The organism is Anaeromassilibacillus sp. An200 (assembly GCF_002160025.1).
Classification (GTDB): domain Bacteria; phylum Bacillota; class Clostridia; order Oscillospirales; family Acutalibacteraceae; genus Caccousia; species Caccousia stercoris.
This window is the reverse complement of the sequence record NZ_NFJU01000024.1, coordinates 47,804-64,399: the sequence shown is the minus strand read 5'-3', so window position 1 is coordinate 64,399 and position 16,596 is coordinate 47,804. Positions and strand designations below refer to the sequence as shown.

16 protein-coding genes and 2 pseudogenes are annotated in these 16,596 nt (G+C 55.8%); 9 read left to right on the top strand and 9 right to left on the bottom strand.

Annotation, left to right across the window (positions count from 1 at the left end; translation table 11 throughout):
- Both B5F35_RS18750 and B5F35_RS12470 read left to right on the top strand, forming a co-directional pair.
- The coding region (locus B5F35_RS18750) for a glycoside hydrolase family 25 domain-containing protein (RefSeq protein ID WP_524535724.1) at window positions 1-743 on the top strand (743 nt) is incomplete at its 5' end.
- Window positions 740-1,177 carry a phage holin family protein gene (locus tag B5F35_RS12470; RefSeq protein WP_087241429.1) on the top strand — a complete coding sequence of 146 codons (438 nt, stop codon included), beginning with the start codon at window positions 740-742 and terminating at the stop codon, window positions 1,175-1,177. The genes B5F35_RS18750 and B5F35_RS12470, both read left to right, overlap by 4 nt.
- 218 nt (window positions 1,178-1,395) lie before the next feature.
- On the opposite strand, the gene B5F35_RS12465 is transcribed toward B5F35_RS12470, so the two are convergent.
- The 5 genes from B5F35_RS12465 to B5F35_RS12445 form a co-directional block, all read right to left on the bottom strand.
- Window positions 1,396-1,821 carry an RbsD/FucU family protein gene (locus tag B5F35_RS12465; RefSeq protein WP_087241427.1) on the bottom strand — a complete coding sequence of 142 codons (426 nt, stop codon included), beginning with the start codon at window positions 1,819-1,821 and terminating at the stop codon, window positions 1,396-1,398.
- Between the two features lie 16 nt (window positions 1,822-1,837).
- Window positions 1,838-2,848, bottom strand: coding sequence for an aldo/keto reductase (locus B5F35_RS12460; RefSeq protein ID WP_442856471.1), 1,011 nt, complete (start codon window positions 2,846-2,848; stop codon window positions 1,838-1,840).
- Window positions 2,849-2,918: 70 nt separating this feature from the next.
- Window positions 2,919-3,965 (bottom strand): galactitol-1-phosphate 5-dehydrogenase, encoded by a 1,047-nt coding sequence (locus B5F35_RS12455; protein WP_087241425.1) that lies wholly within the window; start codon window positions 3,963-3,965, stop codon window positions 2,919-2,921.
- The gene (xylB, locus tag B5F35_RS12450; RefSeq protein WP_087241445.1) at window positions 3,962-5,479 is read right to left on the bottom strand and encodes a xylulokinase; all 1,518 of its coding nucleotides are present in this window, start codon (window positions 5,477-5,479) and stop codon (window positions 3,962-3,964) included. The genes B5F35_RS12455 and xylB overlap by 4 nt, the downstream gene beginning before the upstream one ends.
- An 8-nt stretch (window positions 5,480-5,487) precedes the next feature.
- Window positions 5,488-6,330 (bottom strand): class II fructose-bisphosphate aldolase, encoded by an 843-nt coding sequence (locus tag B5F35_RS12445; protein ID WP_087241423.1) that lies wholly within the window; start codon window positions 6,328-6,330, stop codon window positions 5,488-5,490.
- 259 nt (window positions 6,331-6,589) lie between these two features.
- Here B5F35_RS12445 and B5F35_RS12440 point away from each other — a divergent pair, with 259 nt between their 5' ends.
- The 7 genes from B5F35_RS12440 (at window position 6,590) to B5F35_RS19250 (ending at window position 13,566) form a co-directional block, all read left to right on the top strand.
- Window positions 6,590-7,600 (top strand): LacI family DNA-binding transcriptional regulator, encoded by a 1,011-nt coding sequence (locus B5F35_RS12440; RefSeq protein WP_087241443.1) that lies wholly within the window; start codon window positions 6,590-6,592, stop codon window positions 7,598-7,600.
- 80 nt (window positions 7,601-7,680) lie between these two features.
- Window positions 7,681-9,144: an alpha-L-fucosidase gene (locus tag B5F35_RS12435; protein WP_087241421.1), complete on the top strand. Its 1,464-nt coding sequence runs from the start codon at window positions 7,681-7,683 to the stop codon at window positions 9,142-9,144.
- Window positions 9,145-9,266: 122 nt separating this feature from the next.
- Window positions 9,267-9,590: a PadR family transcriptional regulator gene (locus tag B5F35_RS12430; RefSeq protein WP_087241419.1), complete on the top strand. Its 324-nt coding sequence runs from the start codon at window positions 9,267-9,269 to the stop codon at window positions 9,588-9,590.
- Window positions 9,587-10,666, top strand: coding sequence for an HAAS signaling domain-containing protein (locus B5F35_RS12425; RefSeq protein ID WP_162611418.1), 1,080 nt, complete (start codon window positions 9,587-9,589; stop codon window positions 10,664-10,666). The genes B5F35_RS12430 and B5F35_RS12425 overlap by 4 nt, the downstream gene beginning before the upstream one ends.
- A gap of 302 nt (window positions 10,667-10,968) precedes the next feature.
- The gene (locus tag B5F35_RS12420; RefSeq protein ID WP_087241415.1) at window positions 10,969-11,676 is read left to right on the top strand and encodes a DeoR/GlpR family DNA-binding transcription regulator; all 708 of its coding nucleotides are present in this window, start codon (window positions 10,969-10,971) and stop codon (window positions 11,674-11,676) included.
- Window positions 11,677-11,778: 102 nt separating this feature from the next.
- A complete protein-coding gene (locus B5F35_RS12415; RefSeq protein ID WP_087241413.1) occupies window positions 11,779-12,825 on the top strand; it encodes an SIS domain-containing protein in 1,047 nt (348 codons plus the stop codon).
- A gap of 6 nt (window positions 12,826-12,831) precedes the next feature.
- On the top strand, window positions 12,832-13,566 hold the full coding sequence (locus B5F35_RS19250; RefSeq protein WP_242969515.1) for a carbohydrate kinase family protein: 735 nt from the start codon (window positions 12,832-12,834) through the stop codon (window positions 13,564-13,566).
- 17 nt (window positions 13,567-13,583) lie between these two features.
- On the opposite strand, the pseudogene B5F35_RS19645 reads toward B5F35_RS19250, so the two are convergent.
- From B5F35_RS19645 to tnpA, 4 genes and pseudogenes are all read right to left on the bottom strand, one after another.
- Window positions 13,584-14,270, bottom strand: a pseudogene (locus tag B5F35_RS19645) (flippase-like domain-containing protein); the annotation flags it as partial.
- A gap of 16 nt (window positions 14,271-14,286) precedes the next feature.
- Window positions 14,287-14,910: a DUF47 domain-containing protein gene (locus B5F35_RS12405; RefSeq protein ID WP_087241409.1), complete on the bottom strand. Its 624-nt coding sequence runs from the start codon at window positions 14,908-14,910 to the stop codon at window positions 14,287-14,289.
- A 40-nt stretch (window positions 14,911-14,950) separates the two neighbouring features.
- Window positions 14,951-16,003 (bottom strand): inorganic phosphate transporter, encoded by a 1,053-nt coding sequence (locus B5F35_RS12400; RefSeq protein ID WP_087241407.1) that lies wholly within the window; start codon window positions 16,001-16,003, stop codon window positions 14,951-14,953.
- Window positions 16,004-16,106: 103 nt separating this feature from the next.
- Window positions 16,107-16,467 (bottom strand): annotated as a pseudogene (gene tnpA / locus B5F35_RS12395) (IS200/IS605 family transposase); the annotation flags it as partial.
- Window positions 16,468-16,596 lie beyond the last annotated feature (129 nt).

Genomic DNA, 16,596 nt, shown 5'->3' with positions numbered 1-16,596 from the left:
CCTACGCCCTCACACCTGACGAGGCACGGGAGGAAGCGCAGCTGTGCGCCCGTGTTTTGGAACCGTACAAGGGAAAATTCCTCTACCCGGTCTATTTCGACTATGAATACGACAGCGAACGCTACAGCACGGAGCACGGCGTAACGCCCCATAAGGAGCTGCGCACGCAGCTGGCGGTAGCCTTCTGCTCGGAGCTGGAACGGCTCAGCTGGCGCGCGGGGGTGTACACAAACCTTGACTACATCAAAAACCGGATCGATCGTTCCCGTCTGACCGCATGGGAGCTGTGGCTCGCGGACTATACCGGCGCGCCGGACGTCTCCTGCGGGATACAGCAGACCGGCAGTACGGGGCGCGTGGATGGCATTTCCGGAAATGTGGATACGAACGAAAGCTTTCTCGATTATCCATCCCTCACGCGGCAGAACGGCTGGAACGGATGGAAAAAGGAGAACGCCGCCTGCTGGACGTCCGACACCACCAACGGCACGGACAACCCTGTGCGCATTGCACCGAACTCGCTCTACACGGTGAAGATCACCGGACAGGACATTGATCTGGTGTGCGGGGAGAGCGGCGGCAAGCCCGCCGCCTTCCGGCTCGTGCGTTGCCGGCGGGACGGAGACAGCACGCTCTGGCACGTTGTCCCCGTCGGGGAACCGGGCCAGGAGGCCGGGATCTACCCGGCGGAAGGCGGGGAACGGATCTTTGCCGCGCGGATTGCAAAGGAGGAAATTGCATGACACGAACACAGACGATCTATTACACCGTTTTGGGCGGACTGGCTGCCGCCGGATCCATAGTGGCACAGGCGCTGGGAGGCTGGGACACCATGCTGCAAACGCTCGTGGCCGTGATGGCGATCGACTACGCGCTGGGGATTGTGCTGGCGCTGGTGTGGAAAAATTCCAACAAGACACCGGACGGCAGCTTTGAGAGCCGGGCCAGCATCAAGGGGCTGTTCCGCAAATGCGGAATCCTTCTGTGCGTTCTGGTGGCGGCTCGGCTTGACGCGCTGTTCGGCGTGGAGGGCTATGTGCGCAGCACGGTGATTTTCTTTTTCCTTGCCAACGAAGGGCTGAGCGTTATCGAAAATCTGGGTATGATGGGGCTTCCCATGCCGGAGGCGCTCAAGAACGCATTTTTGGAACTGCGCAAAAAGGGAGAAGAAAGCTGAACATTTCGCAAACGGCAAAGGGCCGGAGCCGGACAAAAATTTGTCCGGCTCCGGCCCTTTTTGAATATTAGGGGAAAAGCAGCTTGGCACAAGACGTCCGAAAAAATTCGCTCCGCTCTTTTTTCTGGATTTTCTATGGCTTCGCATGACTTTCCAAAAGGGGCTCTGCCCCCTTTACCCCCGCCACCTTTTGAAAAAGGTGGACGAAAACTTCACGTTTATACAACGCCCTTTTTCAGAATCATATTGGCATACAGCGCCGCTTCGCTGGTAGCCACCACCGCATACGCTTTTTTGGCGCGCTCGTAAAACTCAAACTTGTTGATCGCGATCTCCCGCAGACCATCCTTCTCATATTTCGCCCCAATCTCCCGGTAGCGCGGCCAGATCTCCGGCTGATACGGATCGTCCGGCAGCACCTCCATGAAAATGGTAGGATGCTCCACATAGGGATCCAGCGGCATGAACTTCAGAATCGCGTCAAGGATCTCGGGGATTCCATGACCGTCAAGACGGATCACATTCGCGGGATGCGCGAATTTCGGAAAATTACCATCCGCCAGCACCAGCTCGTCGCCGTGCCCCATCTCCATGAGCACCTTGAGCAGCTCCGGCGTGAGAATCGGGGGAATTCCTTTCAGCATGGCAAACGCCTCCTTTTTATTGCACAATCACGCCGTCCTCGTCCCAGAGAGCGCGCCAGTCTGTGGCTCCCGGCCACAGGAACACCTGTCCCTTAACCAGACGGCAGTTCTGATCCGCGAGACGGATGGCTTCCATCTCCTCCGCAGTGAGCGGATCCTCCGTGACGCATTGGAGATTGGAAACATAGTTTTTCTCGTGAACGGAGAACGGGATCGGGATCTGGCCGTTCTGCACGGCCCATTTCAGGCAGACCAGCGCGGGATGAATCCCGTGCGCCTTCGCGGCAGCTTCCACGGCGGGCATCGCGGTGTCCACGACGTCTCCCTCGGCCTTGTCGCGGTCCGGGCGGTTCGGGCTGCCGATTGGGCAGAAGCCCACGGGCTGCATGCCGCGATCGACGCAATAGCGGAACAGCTCGGGCTGCTGGAAAGCCGGGTGCAGCTCCATCTCAATAAGTGTGGGCTTGATGCGGCACAGCGGCAGGACCGCTTCCAGCTTCGGGATCGTCATGTTGGACATGCCGAGATTGCGCACCAGCCCCATATCGTGCAGACGCTCCATCTGCCGCCACGCGGCCATGAAGTCCTCTGTGTGGAACGGCTTGGAATCCGGGTTGCGGGAATCACCGCTGCATCCCGGCGTGTGGTAATTGGCAAACGGCCAGTGGACAAAGTATGCGTCGAGATAGTCAAGCTGCAAATCCTTAAGCGTCTTGGCGCAGGAAAGCAGGATATCGCCCTTGCCGTGCATGTCGTTCCACACCTTGGAGATGAGGAACAGCTCCTCGCGCTTGACTTCCCCGGCGGCAAAGGCATGTGCGAACACCTCGCCGATCTGGTCCTCGTTGCCGTAGACGGAGGCACAGTCAAACATGCGGTAGCCGCAGCGGATGGCCCCCGCGACCGCGTCGGAAACCTCCTGCGCGCCGTAGCGGTCCGAGCCGAAAGTGCCCATGCCGATGCAGGGGATCTGCTCGCCGTTCGCCAGCGTTTTCTTCGGGACTGCGTTGGGATCGATCACTGTCATGATACTATTCTTCCTTTCCAATTTGTTCCAAACTGCCGTCCTCCTCCCCAGGACGGGCGGCAATCCGCTTTTATTCGTTGACCAGCATAATTTTCCCGTGCACCTGCTCCGGATGATGGAACAGGGCGAAGGCCTCCGCGGCCTGGCTCATGGGGAATTTGCGGTACAGGAATTCCGGATCGAACTTGAGCTGTCCGGTGGCAAAATAATGGGCCGTCAGCTCCCACTCCTTCCCCGGGAAGGGCGCGGAATAGCTCATCCAGCTTCCGGTGAGCAAAAATTCCTTGCGGTTCATGTTCTCCCACTCGGCGGGGGTGAAGGTCATATCCACATGGGGCGTACCGATGAAGCAGACGTGCGCCTTGTTGGCCGCCGCTTCAAAGGCCATGTGCATGGTGGCCGGGTTGCCCGCGGCCTCGAAAACCCAGGCAAATCCGCGCCCGCCGGTCAGGGCCTTCGCGCGCTCCATGAAGCCCTCTTCCTTTGTGTTGATCGTCTCGTCCGCTCCCATGCGCCGGGCCAGGGCCAGACGGCCCTCGTCGATGTCGAAGGCCACCACGCGGCGGCTTCCGAAAATTTTCGCCCATTGCAGTGTGAAGATGCCGATGGTGCCGCAGCCGAACACAGCCACATCCCCGCCGCCCTGGTAGCCGTTGCACAGCACGCCGTGCAGCGCAACCGTGGACGGCTCAAACATGGCCGCCTGCTCATAGGGGATGGAGGGATCGTATTTGACGGCGTTGCGCTCGGGCAACACGACATAATCCGCAAAACTGCCCTGCTGGCGGCTGCCGATAAAGCTGTAATGCTTGCAGAGCGAATAATTTCCCTGCTGGCAATCCGCGCACTTCATGCAGGGAAGCAGCGGCGCGCCGGAAACCGTGTCGCCCACCTGGAGCGTCTCCACGCCCTCGCCGACCTCGACCACGTCGCCCGCAAACTCATGGCCGAGCACTACCGGGTAAAAATGCGCGCCGTGATGCAGCACGCGCGGCACGTCGCTGCCGCAGATGCCCGTCGCCCGCACCCGCACTTTCACTGTTCCCGGCAGCGTTTCCGGGGTGGGAAACTCCTCGTATCGAATATCCTCATTGGCATGCAAGACCGCCGCTTTCATGGCTTATCCTCCTTCATCAGATCCTTGAGATTCTCATACAGACGCCGGTACGTCCGATATCCCGCTTCATAGGCTTCGCGGCGCGCCGGATCGGGCTCGTGCACCCGCCGGATTTGTACCGTCCGCGCCGCCGCGTCCTCGCAGTCGCGGTAGATCCCCGCGCCCACGCCCGCCAGCATGGCCGCGCCGAGGGATGTCGCCGTGTCGGAACCCGGCACCTCGATGCGCCTGCCGGTTATGTCAGCTTTGAGCTGCGTCCAGAAGCGGCTGTTCGCCGCCCCGCCCATGGCGCGCAGCACACCAGCCGAAATGCCTGCTTCCTGCGCCGTTTCCAGATTATGGCGCAGAGAGTAGGCCACGCCCTCCATGCAGGCACGGGCAAAATGCGCGCGCGTTTTGGAGAATGTGACGCCGTAATACACACCCTTCGCGTTCACATCCCAGATGGGGCTGCGCTCGCCCGCGAGATACGGCAGAAACACAAGACCCTCGCTGCCCGCTGGGATCTCTGCCGCTTCCCGATCGATCTCCGCAAAGGAGGACGATCCGGTTTCCGCCGCCGTCCGGCGCTCCGCCTCCGCGAATTCGCGCTCAAACCAGTTCAGCGCGCCGCCTCCGCCCACCGTGCCGCCCTGTAACAGCCAGCGATCGGGGACGACATGGGCGCTGAGGATCAGCCGGGGATCGGCACGGCACACGTCCATGCAGATGCTCATGCCGCCCGCCTGGCCGCCCTGCTCCTGCGTTTCCCCCGGATGGACAACGCCCGCGCCGAGCGTGCCGCAGGCCGCGTCAAGCCCGCCCGCCACCACGGGGATCCCCTCCGGCAGGCCGGTCTGAGCGGCGGCTTCGGCCGTCACCTTCCCGATGACCGCGCTGCACGGCGCGATCGCCGGAAGCAGCGAGGGGCGCAGGCCCAGATCGCGGCAGAGCGATTCGTCCCAGGCTCCGCGCGCCATATCCCAGCATGCCCAGCCGTAGCCCTGGCTGGGATCCTGCGTCATTTCGCCCGTCAGACGGAACGCGATAAAGCTGTTCGATTGCAGGATTTTATCCGTTTTCTCATAGACGTCGGGAAGCTGCTCCCGATACCACAGCACCTTGGGGAGCGTGTAGGACGGGGAAAGCGGGTTGCCGCTTACGGAAAACAACCGCTCCTCCCCCACCGTGCAGCGCAGTTCTTCGCAGATGGACGCGGCCCGCGTATCCATCCAGATCGGCGTCGGGCAGAGAACGCTCCCGTCCCCGCCGACGGCGATCGCGCTCCAGCTCTGGCCGTCCACACCGATCCCGGCGATCTGCTTCGGGGCAAAACCGCCCTCCCGCGTCAGACGGCGCAGCGCCGCGCAGACGGCCTTCCACCAGTCCTCCGGATCCTGCTCCGCCCAGCCGGACCTGGGATGGGAAACGGGATAGGACTGCGCTGTCTGCGCCAGCACGCGCCCCGCCGGATCAAACGCGGCAGCCTTGCAGGCCGAGGTGCCGATATCAATTCCCAGCAGGATTGCGTCCATGTCCGCGCTCACGCCTTTCCGTCGCAGCCGCAGACAAGCATGCGGCTCTTCACGAGCTCCTTGACGGCGGCGCGTCCCGCCTTGCCGTATGCCTTCGGGTCGATAACGGACGAATCCGCCAGCACTTTGCGCACGGCCTCGGTGTAAGCGGCGCGAAGCTCCGTGGCAAAATTCACCTTGCAGATACCGCGGGCGATGCAGTCGCGCACGTCGTCATCCGAAAGGCCCGACGCTCCGTGCAGCACCATCGGCGCGGAAAGCATCCCGCGCAGGGTGGTGATCAGCTCCTTGTTGAGCACGGGCGTTTCCTTATAAAAGCCGTGAGCCGTGCCCACGCCGACCGCCATGGAGAACAGGCCGCTTTCCTTCTCAAAGCGCACGGCCTCCTCCGGGATCGTGTAGCCGCCCTCGTCCTCCAAATCGTCCTCCTTGCCGCCGACGCGGCCGATCTCGCCCTCCACCGGGACTCCCACGGCGGAGCACATCTCGCAGACGCGGCGCGTGAACGCGATATTCTCCTCCAGCGGCAGCTTGCTGCCGTCAATCATGACGCTTGTATATCCGGCGCGCAGAGCGCTGACGCACAGCTCGAAGCTGTCACCGTGATCAAGATGCATCGCCACCGGAACGTTTGCCTCCCGTGCCAGTGCCGCCACATTTGCCAGATACAGCGAGGTGCCCGCATACCGGACTGTCGAGGGCGTTGTCTGCAAAATCACAGGAGCATGAAGTTCCTCCGCCGCCTGCACGATCGCCTGCGCCATCTCCATGTTTTCCACATTGAACGCACCCACCGCGTAATGCTGTTCCTGCGCCCGGCGCAGCATCTCTACTGTTGTTGTCAAAGCCATTTTCTGCACGCTCCTTCTCCAAATCACCCAAAAAACCTCGTTTTAACGAAACGTTTCGTTTTTTAAAAAGTAGCACACTTGTCTGCGTTTGTCAAGGCAAAGCCCCTCCTTTCTGCAAAAAACTTTAATAAATCTCCGCTTTTCTCAGCCAATAGGGACACCGGAGAAATCTGATATTTTCCGTTTGACAGGGAGATTGTTGTGTGCTATGCTTATCACAAACAAGAAACGTTTCTATTTTGAGACAGGAGGGAAAGGCATGGCCGCGACCATCAAGGACATTGCCCGGGAGACGGGCCTGAGCCTGGCAACCATCTCAAAATATCTCAACGGCGGAGCTCTCCGGGAGAAAAACCGGGTGGCTGTGGAAAAAGCAATCGAAAAGCTGGATTACCACGTCAACGAGTACGCGCGCGGTCTGAAATCCAACAAAAGCCGCACCGTTGGCGTGGTGATCCCCGAGCTGAGCAACCTCTTTGTGACCCAGATCATTTCGGTGGTGGAAGGGGTTTTGCAGGAGCAGGGCTACAGTGTGATTGTGTGCGACTGCCGATCGGACAGCGAGCGCGAATGCCGCGCCGTGCGCTTCCTTCTGGAAAAGCGCGTGGACGGCATCATCAACATGCCCGTCTGCTCCGACGGCCGCCACCTGCGCCCCGCTGTCGACAACGGCCTTCCCGTGCTGCTGCTCGACCGTCCAATCGACGCGCTCGGCGGGATTGTGAGCTGTGTCCTTCTGGACAACGAAAACGCGGCCCGCATGGCCACGCGCCGCCTGCTGGAGCTGGGGCACCGGCGGATCGGGATCCTGGTGGGACCGAAGGATGTTTACACCTCACGGATGCGCCTGAACGGCTACTATGCCGCGCTTCGGGAGTACGGCGCCGAACCTGCCGGGGAGCTGATCGCCTACGGCGATTATACGCTTGAGGGCGGACACCGGCAGATCCGGCGGCTGCTGGACGAGGCGCACGGCATGACTGCCGTTTTCGTCACCAACTATGAAATGACGCTCGGGACGCTGATTGCCCTCAACGAGCGCGGCGTGCAGATCCCCTCTGAGCTCTCCCTGATTGGCTTTGACAACATGGATCTGTCGCGTGTGGCGCGCCCGACGCTGACGATTGTCAGCCAGCCGCTGGAGGAGATTGGCCTGCAGGCCGCCCGGCTGATGCTGGAATTCTTCTCCGGCGAGCGGACCGCTCCCGTCACCGTTTCTCTCTCCGCCTCCCTGCAGGAGGGGCAGTCCACCTGCCCCATTTCTCCCTGACAGTCTCCGCGCACTCCGGAAAGCGCCGGCGTGCACGCAAAAAACGAAACGTTTTATTTTTATGAAGGAGTTGTATGGCAATGGCAAAAAAATTTGAAGCAAGCTTTGATTCCCTGCGGGAATACCAGTGCCCCGACTGGTTCCGCGACGCGAAATTCGGCATCTGGTCCCACTGGGGCCCGCAGTCCGTTCCCATGTACGGCGACTGGTACGCCCGCAACATGTACATCCAGGGCTCCGATCAATACCGCTATCATATCCGTCACTACGGCCACCCCTCCAAATTCGGGTATAAGGATATCTGCGCGCTGTGGAAAGCGGAAAACTTTGATCCCGATGCCCTGATGGATCTCTATGTCAAAGCCGGTGCACGGTATTTTGTGGGCCAGGCGATGCACCACGACCACTTCTTCAACTATCCTTCCCAGCTCAACCGCTTCAACTCCATGCAGGTCGGCCCGCACAAGGATATCTGCGGCCTGTGGAAAGCCGCCGCCGACAAGCACGGCCTTCCCTTCGGCCTGACGGAGCACCTGGGCGCTTCCTTCTCCTGGTGGTACACGAACAAAGGCCACGATACCTGGGGCCCGTACAAAGATGTTCCCTACGACGGCAACGACCCGGCCTATCAGGATTTCTACCACGCAAACCAGGAGCACTGCAACGTGGAGCAGGGCAGCTTTGACCCGAACAGCTGGTACACCTCCAACGAGAAATTCCGGAAATACTGGCTTGCCGTTATGAAGGAGCTGATTGACCGCTATCAGCCCGATCTGCTGTATTCGGACGGCGGCGTGCCCTTCGCGCTGAATCTGGAAGCGGATCCGAGCGATCCGAACTACCGCCTGGGCCTGGAAGCTGTTTCCTACCTGTACAACACCTCCATCGACAAATACGGCGAAAACCGCGCCGTGTACAACCAGAAGGACCGCCGCCCGGAGATTTATCGGATCGGCGTGCTGGATATCGAAAAGAGCCAGCTTCCCGACATCCTGCCCCATCCGTGGCAGACCGACACCTGTATCGGCAACTGGTTCTACGACGTGCGCCAGGAATACAAGCGCCCCGGACATATTGTGGAAATGCTCGTCGACATCATCTCCAAAAACGGCACGATGCTGCTCAACGTCCTGCAAAAGCCGGACGGCACGATCGACGATGAGGCCGTCTGGATTCTGGAGGAGCTGGCCAAGTGGTTCGCCGTGTGCTCCGAGGGCGTGTACGGCACGCGCCCGTGGCGCATCTCGACCGAGGGCGACACCCGCACCGTGATCCAGGGCTTCACCGAGACGGCCGCCGACTGGACGCCTTCCGACTATCGCTTCACGCAGAAGGGCAAAACCGTTTATGCCTTCCTGATGCGCGCGCCGGAAAACCGCACCGCCGTCATCAAGAGCCTGCTGCCGGAGGAACAGGTGCAGTCCGTCCGTCTGCTGGGCGAGGGCAATGTCCCGTTCGCCCAGAACTTCGGCACCCTGACGATCAAGCTGCCGGACACCATGCCCACCGAATATGTCAACTGCCTTGCTCTTGAACTGAAATAAGAACGAGCCGCCGCACATCGCTGGAATGTGCGGCGGATTTTTTTGCCTGTTGACATACTATGCTTTACATGGTATACTGCAAATACAAGGTAAAACATAGTATTGTGCAAAAGGAGGTAAAAATGGACACACAGCGAAAAAAAGGTCTGCTGGACACCTGTGTCCTGGCGGTGCTGAAAAAAGGCCCCTCCTACGGCTACGAGCTGATCGGCCTCGTCTCCTCCTGCATCCCTGTTTCGGAATCTACCCTGTACCCCATCCTGAAACGCCTGGAAGCAGGAGGCTGCCTGACTACCTATAAGCAGGAGCACAACGGAAGGCTGCGCAAGTACTACCAAATCACACCGGCAGGCGAAGAAAGAATCCGGCTGTTTCTGGAAGAATGGTCGGAGATGGAACGCATCTATACTTTTGTCAAACACACCAGCGAGGAGGAATCCACATGACCCGCCAACAGTTTTTGCAGGAATTTTTATACGCCCTGGAACCGCTCTCTCCGGAGGAACGGCAGCAGATTTCCGACTACTACGAGGAGTTGATCTGCGACGGGCTGGAGCAGGGACTGACTGAGGAGGAGGTGCTGGCGCGCTTCGGTTCCCCGCAGGAGGAGGCGGCCCGGTTCCGCGCAGAAAATCCAGTCTCCCCCACGCCGCAGGAGCCCTCTCTGTACACGCCCAGAGGGGAAATTCACACGCTGGATCTCAGCTCACAGTGCGCTTCCATCTCCCTGATCCCCGTGGAAAGCGGCCCGCTGTGTGTCTCCTTTGCCAGCAATCCGCAGCGGGATCTGGTGGAGACCAGCGAAGAGGGAGGCGTGTGGACGTTCCGTCACACCCTGCGCCGCAAGCGCCTGCGCCATTTCTTCGGCTTTGGCCTTTCCAATCTGAAAATTCAGGTGCGCGTTCCCTGCTCCTTCCACGGAACGCTGCTCATTGCCACAAGCAACGCCGCTGTGACCGGGGAAGGGCTTCCCTCGCTGGAACGTCTGGCAATCCATTCGACAAACGACTCCATCCGTCTGAACACGCTGGAAGCCTCCACCTGTAACCTCGAAACCTCGAACGCCTCTATCCGGGTGCAGAACTACTCCGGGCAGACGCTGCAGGCCAAATCCTCCAACGGCACGCTCGAGGGCGAAACCATCCGCTGCTACGGCCACCACTGGGAAACGTCCAACGCGGCCATCCGGCTGACGGACGCCCAGTCCCTCTCGCTCACCGCAGCCACAAGCAACGGCCGCATTACCGCCTGCGCCTGCGAAGCCCGGGAGTTCAACCTCGTTTCCAGCAACGCCTCCCTGGTTCTGGACAACATCGCGGGAGATCAGCTGACCCTGTGCACCAGCAACGGCTCCATCACCGGCACCGTCCGCGGCAACCCGCAGGAATACCACATAGAGGGACGCACATCCAATGCATCCTGCAACCTTCCGTCGGATTCCTGCCCGCTTCAAAACGTGGGAGCAAACAAGCTGCTCTCCGCCATCACCTCCAACGGAAAAATCCACGTGGATTTTGTGTGAGAAACAGAAAAACAGGATGCAAAGGCCTTCACTGGTATTCGGTGAAGGCCTTTGCTTTTCTCCGCCTTTTCGTTTGTATGATCCTCTCACAAAAAGCCTTCCAAATAAACACAGTTTTTTAATAATTAAATTTCACTGTGACGTTTTCATTTCAAATCCAGAGCTAAAAAGAGCATCATCCTCCATTTTTGACTGAAATCAGTCAAAAAAATAAGTGAATTTGATTGAAAACAGGAAAATCAGCCGCTATACTGTGAATATAAATTTTATTTAATAATACCCCAGATAAAAAGGAGAATGCCATGACAGATAAGGAATATGACGTTCTGCAATATATCAACTCCCATGGAATCAGCCGAACAGAAATCCTCTCCTCCGATCTGCATCTGAGCGAAAGCACGGTGAGAAGGATCCTCGATAAGCTGGAGCAACGAGAACTGATTGTCCGCTTTCACGGGGGAGCATCCCCTGCAAGCACAGAACAGCGATCCGCGGTTCACGCAAGATTCCACACACAGACAGACGAAAAGGAGAGGATCGCGAAAACCGCTTCCGAGCTGCTTTCCGACGGAAATATTGTGATTTTGTTAGGCGGAACCACAGTGGCTGGCCTGTGCAAGTACTTCCGAAGAAAACGGCTCACGGTTATCACCAATTCTATTCTGGTGTTCGACCGCATGAAGGATAATCCCACCACAAAAATGGTCCTTCTCGGCGGGGAGTATTGTCAGGAAGAAAACGAGCTCAAGGACTCACTGACGAACAACATGCTGCTGCAGCTGGGAGCGGACTATTTGTTTTCGGGCGCGTCGGCCTTTGATGAGAGAAGAGGGTTTTTGACAAACGAAATCGACTCCATCGAGTTGTACAACAGCTGTTTCCAGGCCGCGAAAAATGTGGTCATGATGGTGGACAGCAGCAAATACAACGCCAATGCCATTGCCGTGACGGCAAGCTGCGGCAAGGTAAATTATCTGGTATCGGGCCGGGAGCTTTGCCCGACGCGGTGAAAGCCTTTCAGGAAAACGGCATCCAGGTGCTGCCGGCCTGAACATACACTTGCGCTCCCTCCTGCGCAGCGGGCGGAGAGACAATCTGAAGGAGGAAATGCTTTGGATAAACAAACACCATATAAAAGCTACGGGGAAATCCACGAACAGTATATCCAGCTGAGGCAAACCGCTCAGTATATCCAGTCCCAAAAAGACGCGATTCTGCATTTTTTTGAGACAGGAACGGAAATTGTCTATCTTGCGTGCGGATCCAGCTACTGGATGAGTCTGTCGGCGAAATCCACCATGCGGGTACGGGCCAAAAGAAAATCCTACGCCATCAAGGCAGGAGATGTTCTGCTGAACCCCGACGAATTCCAGTCTCTGTTTGAGAACCCCGTTTTTGTCTGCCCGTCCCGTTCCGGCTCCACCTCCGAGGTGATAGAGGCCATTAAGATTTTAAAGAATTTTTACCCCAATGCCCGGCTGCTGTCGCTGGTGGAATATGAGCATTCCGCGCTGGAATCCGTTTCCGATCTCTGCCTCCGGCTTCCCTGGGCCAACGAGCAGTCCGTCTGCCAGACCCGCTCGTTTTCCTGCCTCTATCTGGCCAACATCCTGATCGCCGGTATGCTGGGCGGGGAAAGCATTCTGGAAGAGCAGGTACAGCGCTATCTCTCCCTCGCCCCTCAGTATTATGAACGCGATATTCCCGTTTTGAAGAGCATCGTCGAGCAGGAGAAAATGGACAAGCTGATCTGCCTGGGAAGCGGCACACAATACGGCGTCTGCATTGAAGGGGCCTATATTGTCATCGAGGTCGCGGAATACGCGTCACAGTATTTCCAAATGCTGGAATACCGCCACGGCCCTATTGTTTTAACCGACGCATCCACACTGGTGTTTATGGTCTCTTCCCGGCAATCCAAGCCGTATGAGGGAAAGGTTATCTCCGAAATCACCCGGGCTCACGGGAAAGTTTACCTTGTGTCCACCCAGGCAAACCCCGATGCCAGCCATACCTTCCTTGTGGAGGAAGAATTCTGCGATGAGATCGTGGCTCTCCATTTTGTGTTCTGCCTCCAGTCCATCGCGTATCGGACGGCGGTGCATCTTGGGCGCAACCCCGATTGTCCGGGCAGCCTGACACCGTTCATTGAGTTGTAAGAGCATATGGAGAAAAGAAAATATGACGTCGCCACTATCTTTGACGCCTGTGTTGACCTGATTGTACACCTTGGCAATGTGACGCCGGACTTCGGGCAAAAGGAACAGCTCGTGCAGGATTTCGGCGTATATTTGGGCGGTTCCGCGTGCATTTTCGCTTCCCAATGCGCCAAACTGGGGCTTTCCACCGCCGGGGCCGGGCTTGCCGGAGAGGATGCGTTCGGGAAAATTGTTCTGGACGAGCTGCGGGGCAGCGGTGTGGACATCTCGTACCTCAAGACCTCCTCCGCCTGCAAGACAAGCGTGGGCGTCGCGCTGAACAAGGGAAACGATCGATGCACGCTCACCTACAGCGATTCCATCCGGCTTGTCGAAAAATCCATGGTACCGGACGGGCTTTTGCGGCAGAGCAGGCATCTGCACATTGCCAGCTATTATCTGCTTTCCGGGCTGAGGCAGGATCTGTGCGAAATTCTGAAACAGGCCAAACAATACGGCCTGACCATCAGCCTGGACACCAACTGGGATCCGGAAGAGCGATGGGAGCTTCCGGAGGAGCTGCTGCAATATGTGGACATTTTGCTTCCGAACGAACAGGAGCTCCTGTTCCTCTCGGGTGAAAAATCCCTCTCCCGCGCAATCGCCCGCCTCCTTCCGGCAGTCCCTCTGATCGTTGTCAAGATGGGAGCGCAAGGGGCGGCGGCCGCCACAAAAGACGGTAAGATGCAGGTCGTCAAGTAGGGCTTCCAGGTCTTCCCGAATAGGTTGGAACTCTCGTGAAATACCGCTAATTCCTGTTTGATTTTTTCATAGCGCTCTTCCGGATGTTTGCATAGATGGAGCTTATGAAAAATCCAAATTCCTTTTCTCAGTATTTTATCTGTTGCTCGCTTGCTGACACAAAATAAAATAATCAGAATAATGAATGTACTGTTGCACAGCAGCCCTACTACTGTTAAAAAAGAGAAATTGCTCACATTGGTCTGAAAGAAAGGAAGCATCCACACAACCATAACCAACGAATACAGCACCAGAATTATCTGATACACCACTGTTTTCATTGCGATAATGGAACTGGCTGCTCCCGTATCCATACCCAACCGGCGCATAGAATAAATCTGCATTGGCTGCCCGCCTGTGGAAAAGGGAGTGAGAGCGCTGTATAATATTCCCTCCATCCCGATACAAAAGGAGTATCGAAATTTCCATTGCTGATAAATCACCTTGCAAAATATATTCAGAACGATTCCTTCCAAAAACCATGCTGCTACAGCCACGGCCAAAGCAACCAGCAACCATTCATATCTCATATTTTGCGATATTCGGGCTAACGATGCGATTCCATCTGCGGAAAACAGGAATCCCAACAAAACGCCTGCTGAAAGCACAGCTGTAATAATTCCGAAAAGATTCTTTTTAATTGTACCGAGGAATGCTGGTTTCATGTTCTGTCTCCTGATGTCAACTGTTCTTCATGATTGCACTTTCTACAATATCAGCGATATGTTCACAGGTATCCGCACATTTTTCAAGATAAAGATAAATCTCACGCCATGCAATCACATTGAAGGGATCCTTACATATGCTATGAAGCTCGTGCATACAGTCTATAAACATTCTGTCTACCTCTTCCTCCAAGCTGTTGATACAGACAATATGCTCATGAAGACGCTTAGAACGCTTAAATTCTGGGAATTCCCGCATCAGATTGCAGACCTCTTCACAACAGCGGATAAGTATATCAACCAATCCCAGAGCGTCTGACCGAATTTCTGTAATATGGTTGTAGTAAATACGAATTAGAACATCTTCAATTTTGTCTGTAAGATCGTCCAAATTCTGGCTGATTTGCATGATATCTTCCTGTTCAATCGGCGTGATAAAAGCCTTTGCCAGAGTGTTCAGGAGATCGTGCTTTTTCAGATCCGCCTCATGCTCTATTTTGTGCATTTCATCAAGATACACCGGTAAACTCTCTAAATCAAAGTGTATCATTATTTCCTTCAGAAGTTTGACGGCCTGCCGCGAATGATCTGCACATTCCATAAAATTTTGAAAATAAAATGCGTCCTGTTTTTTTGACATATTTGCCACCTCATACTTTTTGATATGCCTATGTATTTACTTAAAATATCGCAATGAACAATTTCGCCATTGCGAAGCTGATCAGTCCACAGCCTGGGAATGTAAAAATCCATGTCAGCACCATTTCCTTTACAACCCCCAGGTTAATTGCAGAAAGCCGCTTTACAGCCCCCACCCCCATGATGGCGCTTGTCTTGGTATGGGTAGTGGAAACTGGTATGCCGAACAGGCTGGAAATCAAAAGGCAGGCCGTTGCCGCAAGGTCTGCGGAAAAGCCTTGGTATTTTTTCAGTTTTACCATATCCATACCAACGGACTTTATAATCTTCTCTCCTCCGACGCTGGTGCCAGCGGCCATAATAACGCTACAAAGCAACATCAGCCAAACCGGTATCGTAATTCCACTGACGTCCTCCTGTCCATTGGAAAAAGCAAGCCCCAGAAATAAAACACCGATAAACTTCTGCCCATCCTGCGCACCATGCATGAAACTCATAGCGGCTGCACCAAAAACCTGAGCGCCGCTGAAAAAGCAGTTTGTTTTTCTGCGGTTCATGGACCCGCAAATCACCGCTACAATCTTGCATATAACCCAACCGAATACAAAGCCAAGGACAAGGCTCAGAACAAGACCGTAAATCACCTTTGCCCATTCTGCCATATTGATGCCAGCTGTACCGTTCTGGATGGCAATCGCAGCGCCGGTAAGTCCCGCAATCAGGCTGTGGCTCTCACTGGTGGGAATCCCAAAATACGACGCGCCCACGCTATACACCACAATAGAGAGCAACGCCGCACACAAGGCAATCAGCGCTTCATGGGCATTGCCGCCGAAATCCACCATATTGCTGATAGTCGAAGCCACAGAACTGTTGATTTGGGTCATAACCAGCACCCCCAAAAAATTAAAGGCGGCGCTCATAAGTATAGCGTTCCGAACGCCCATACAGCGTGTTGTCACACAGGTGGCGATGGCATTGGGGGCGTCTGTCCACCCATTCACAAAAATAACGCCCAAGGTAAGTAGCACCGTGATGCAAAGAATCGGGCTTGACACAATTCCCTCTATAAAAGCTGAAAACGATATATCCATATATTCTCTCCTTAATATAATCTGGTAGTCAAAACCTCCGGCTAAGCTGGAGACTTGATTAGCCCTATGGTCTGCCAAATGATCTTCTTGCCGCTGATTTCTGCTTTTTATTTCGCTCTACTGTATCTACATAATATCCTCTGGCCCAAAAGTGTCGATTCCCATACTTATATTTCAGGTTTGCGTGTCGATCGAAAATCATCAGACTACTTTTTCCTTTCAAAGAATCCTACAATCTGCGAAACACTATACTTCGGTGGTATACTCAGCAACATATGAATATGGTCACAACACGCATTTACCTCTATGATCTCTACTCCTTTTTGCTCACACAGCTTTCTTAGGATAACTCCGATATCTGCTCGCAACTCTTTATAGATTGCTTGCCTACGATATTTAGGTGCAAATACAATACGATATTGACATCTCCATTTCGTATGCTCTAAACTGTTTATGTCTTTCATGCGAAGACCTCCTCGATAGTTTTGGTTAGGTTGGCAGACCTTTTCCTTTACTCTATTGGGGAGTTCTTTTTTTGTCCATAGCTATAAGCTCTTTATCCACTGGCTGAGCCAGTGGTTGTTTAAGCAATA